A 3730-nucleotide genomic window follows, 5' to 3' on the forward strand; every position below is an offset into this window, starting at 1 on the left:
TTTGCCAGTATTTATAGCAGGATGGGCACCAAGGTTACCGTTATCGAAAGGGGGGCAAAGCTGCTTCCGGGGGAAGACGATGATATTACGAGCATCCTGCATGGAGAATTGAAAAAACAAGGCGTAACGGTCCATACCTCCACATCTGTCAAAAACATCAATGCAACCAGTAAGACGGTATTTTTGGAGAAAAGCAATGGCGAATCGGAAGAACTTCATGCAGATTACGTACTTGTATCAATAGGGAGAAAACCAAGAGTGAACGAAATGGGCTTAGAGGGAAATGATATTGATTTTTCCCGACTTGGCATCTCCGTGGATGATCGAATGCAAACAAGCAATCCATCGATTTATGCCTGCGGTGATGTGATAGGGGGCATACAACTTGCCCATGTTGCTTTTCATGAAGGGCGAGTTGCGGCTCTGAATGCCTGTGGTCAATTTGCACAAGTGAATTACCGGGCAATCCCTCGCTGCATTTATACCTCCCCGGAGATTGCCAGTGTAGGCTTGACCGAAAAAGAAGCGCGTAAAAAATATGGGGAAATTAAAGTTGGTGAATTCGCTTTTTCGGCAAATGGGAAAGCGATCCTTTCCAATGAACCGGTAGGAAAGGTCAAAGTCCTAGTGAACCCACAATATAATGAAATTCTAGGTTTTACCATTGTTGGTCAGCATGCGACAGAATTGATTGGCCAAGGTACGCTCATGCTGCATGCAGAAATAACGGCAGATATGATGGGTGATTTTGTAGCGGCACATCCAACCTTGTCGGAATCCATTCATGAAGCTTTTTTGAACGTTGAAGGTCAAGCTGTGCATTCGTAAAAACCAGAAGGGGGATTTTTATATGGCTAGCGGTCAACGTACGGCGGTAGTCACTGGTGCAGGACGCGGTATCGGACGTGCCATTGCATTAAGATTAGCTCAAGATGGATTGAATGTGGTCATTAATGATGTCAATCTGGATACGGCTGAATCAGTCGTGAATGAGATCAGGGAAATTGGGCGTGAAAGCTTTGCCGTTAAAGCGGATGTAAGCAATAGACGGGAAGTATTCGAAATGGTGAAACAAGTTGTGGAACGTTTTGGACAACTGGACGTTATGGTTTCAAATGCAGGTATTGCTCAAATAAAGCCTCTATTGGAAGTAACTCAAGAGGATCTGGAACAGATTTTCAATATAAATGTAAATGGTGTCCTCTTTTGCCTCCAAGCTGCTGCTGAACAAATGAAAAAGCAGGAAGGCGGGAAAATTATAAGTGCTGCCAGCATCGCCAGTTACAAAGGCTTTAGTTTACTAGGTACATACTCGGCCACAAAATTTGCCGTAAGAGGCATTACACAAGCGGCAGCACAGGAATTGGCCCAGTTTGGCATTACGGTGAATGCATACTGTCCAGGAATTGTCGGGACGCAAATGTGGGATTTAATCGATGAAAAAATGGGTCAATATATGAATCTTGCTAAAGGTGAAACATTTAAAAAGTTTACAGATTCCATAACCTTAGGACGCTCCGAAACGCCAGAAGATGTTGCGAAATTCGTATCTTACCTTGCTTCACCGGATTCGGATTATATGACAGGGCAATCCATCATGATTGATGGCGGGGTTATATTTTCATAAAACTAACTCATTATATTTTAGATGGAGAAGCATCGTGTGAATGATCACATGATGCTTTTTGTGTAAACTAAATCTATATATTGTAAGCGGATACATAATCTACTATAATTAAATGGACCTCGATTAACATCCTATTTTATACTCAATGGTATTTTTCCTCTAGATTGACTGGTCAAATGCAGGTTTAAACCAAATGATTAGAGGAGGATTTTATGCTATCCACTAGTTGTTATCTACGCACATGGGAACGCTTTGTAAGTGAAGGGGTTCTCGATTCAAATCGTCTGAACAAGCGAATAATGGAATCCTGGCATCGCTGCAAAAAAGAACAGGTCAATCCATACCTTAATAAAGGCAAACACATTTTGACGAATGAATTATTGGACATTCAAAGAGAAAAGAACTCCTTCCTATTAGAGGTGGCATCACCCCAATTAACTAGGATGAATCAATCGATAAAAGAATCTGGAATGATGGCTTTATTGGTCGATCCGGATGGATATGTCCTGTCACTTTCCGGAAGCGAGAAAATCCTCGAGGAGGCGGGCAAAATAAATTTTGTGGAGGGCGTATGCTGGACGGAGGGGGAGGTCGGAACGAACGCGATTGGAACAGCCTTGAAAACGGGTGAAGCCGTAATGATCCAAGGTACCGAGCACTATTCAATTGCCTCACACAAATGGAGTTGTTCTGCCATGCCCATTTTAAATGAAGACGGTAAGATATTGGGAGTTTTGGATATATCATGTCCAGTAGATTATTTCCATCCCTCCATGCTGGGTATGGTAGCCAGTTTGGCGTATACAATCGAACAGGAAATGGGAATGCGTTCCTATAAAAAGGAGCTGGCACTGACCCAGCACTCGATAGAACTTTCAGAGACCTACCCGGATTTGCCTTTTATCGTCTGTAACCATAAAGAAATGATAATCTCCGCCAGTAAACAGATTCGTAAAAAAATTCCTCAATCCATTGGTATGGCATTGGCCGATCTATTAAATCATGGATATCGAATCGTAAAGGAAAATCCGCTTCTATCCAAAGAGGATAATAGAGTTTCAGGTAAGTGTTTATTCTTATCCGAGAATCATGGTCATGAAACCAATCGGCTTTTCCCTGTTTCATTGCCTGCAGAAAGGTTCGCCTTCAAAGGGGAAAGCGGGATTAGCGAAGCCTTTCATAATACATTACACAAAGTTAAGCTTGTTGCCCCGACAGAAGCAAATGTGTATATTTCTGGTGAAACAGGGGTCGGGAAAGAGCTAATTGCCATGGCCATTCATGAAAATGGGTTTCGTAAAAAAGGACCGTTCGTCACGATAAATTGCGGGGCCATACCTAAAGATTTAATGGAGAGTGAATTATTCGGGTATGTCGATGGTGCTTTTACTGGGGCTAAACGGCAAGGGCACAAAGGGAAATTCGAGCAAGCAAATGGAGGGACCATTTTTCTCGATGAAATCGGTGAAATCCCTTCAGCGATGCAAGTCGCCTTACTGCGTGTACTCCAGGAAAGAAAAATCGTTCCAATCGGTGGCACAAAAAGCATTTCATTGGATATTCGCATTATCACTGCAACACACCGTAATCTTGAAGAGCTTGTCAATGAAGGTTCCTTTCGGAAGGATTTATACTATCGGTTGAACGTTTACCCCATTCATGTACCGCCCTTGAGGGAAAGGATTGAAGACATTCCTTATCTAGTTAACTACTTGTGCTCGAAGAATAATTGGAATATTCCATTAACGGAAGAATTATTGAATCGTTTAAAGGATTACAATTGGCCAGGCAATATTAGAGAACTGCAGAATGTACTTCAGCGATTGACCATCTTACTTGCAGAAGGACCTCTGGATTATGTTGAAGTGCTGAATTCCATGCATTCACTGCCCATTACCCGGCAAGATGATTTCCCTTCATGGGAGGAACCTGGTAAAAAAGGCAATAAGGGAAATGAACTGACGATCCGTGAAAAAATTCAACGGGATTTAATGCTAGAGGCATTACAAAAATCAAAAGGGAATGTAACGGCTGCAGCAAAGTTGATGGATATACCAAGAAGTACATTTTATAAGCGGCTCCATAAGTATGGTATATAGACAG

The 3730-nt window shown here is 42.3% G+C and carries 3 protein-coding genes; all 3 read left to right on the top strand.

Annotation, left to right across the window (positions count from 1 at the left end):
* Positions 1-828 (top strand): dihydrolipoyl dehydrogenase family protein (locus ACFVSH_RS24005; RefSeq protein ID WP_387708237.1); only part of this gene is annotated, 828 nt, incomplete at its 5' end.
* Positions 829-850: 22 nt separating this feature from the next.
* Complete coding sequence (locus ACFVSH_RS24010) at positions 851-1627, top strand: acetoin reductase (RefSeq protein ID WP_387598563.1); 777 nt, start codon at positions 851-853, stop codon at positions 1625-1627.
* Positions 1628-1839: 212 nt separating this feature from the next.
* Positions 1840-3726 (top strand): sigma-54-dependent Fis family transcriptional regulator, encoded by a 1887-nt coding sequence (locus tag ACFVSH_RS24015; RefSeq protein WP_387598566.1) that lies wholly within the window; start codon positions 1840-1842, stop codon positions 3724-3726.
* The last annotated feature ends 4 nt before the right edge of the window (positions 3727-3730 follow it).

The organism is Peribacillus sp. NPDC058002 (genome assembly GCF_042886655.1).
GTDB lineage: Bacteria > Bacillota > Bacilli > Bacillales > DSM-1321 > Peribacillus > Peribacillus aracenensis.

What these genes read in the sequence shown, in the direction of transcription:
- ACFVSH_RS24015 (WP_387598566.1), top strand. Translation starts at nt 1,840, where the DNA reads ATGCTATCCACTAGTTGTTATCTACGCACATGGGAACGCTTTGTAAGT.
- ACFVSH_RS24010 (WP_387598563.1), top strand. Translation starts at nt 851, where the DNA reads ATGGCTAGCGGTCAACGTACGGCGGTAGTCACTGGTGCAGGACGCGGT.